The organism is Paenalicyclobacillus cellulosilyticus, assembly GCF_014647315.1.
Lineage (GTDB): Bacteria > Bacillota > Bacilli > Alicyclobacillales > Alicyclobacillaceae > Alicyclobacillus_J > Alicyclobacillus_J cellulosilyticus.
This window is the reverse complement of record NZ_BMOY01000165.1, coordinates 1-294: the sequence shown is the minus strand read 5'-3', so window position 1 is coordinate 294 and position 294 is coordinate 1. Positions and strand designations below refer to the sequence as shown.

Genomic DNA, 294 nt, shown 5'->3' with positions numbered 1-294 from the left:
GGTTTAGCACAGTGAGCAATTGCGATTGCTGCAGCTGGTAGACCGAACATCTTGAACATGTAACCACCCGCTAGCTGACCGAAGCCATTACCAGCAGCACGAGATGCTTCATCAGCAACTAGGTAACAAGTTAGAACGCCGTGTTGAGTTTCGCCTGCTGCGTTAACACAAGTACCAGCTTCGAAGAAGAAAGGTACGTTCCAAACGTGGTGTAGACCGAATGGGATTAGTGAACGCTCAACAACACCGTAGATACCGAATGCTAGTTGTGGGTTTTGGTGCGCAGCCCAGTCA

At 49.7% G+C, this 294-nt stretch carries 1 protein-coding gene; it reads right to left on the bottom strand.

What is annotated here, in order from left to right; all coding sequences use genetic code 11:
- The coding region (locus IEX97_RS13860) for a PTS transporter subunit EIIC (protein WP_229776958.1) at window positions 1-294 on the bottom strand (294 nt) is incomplete at both ends.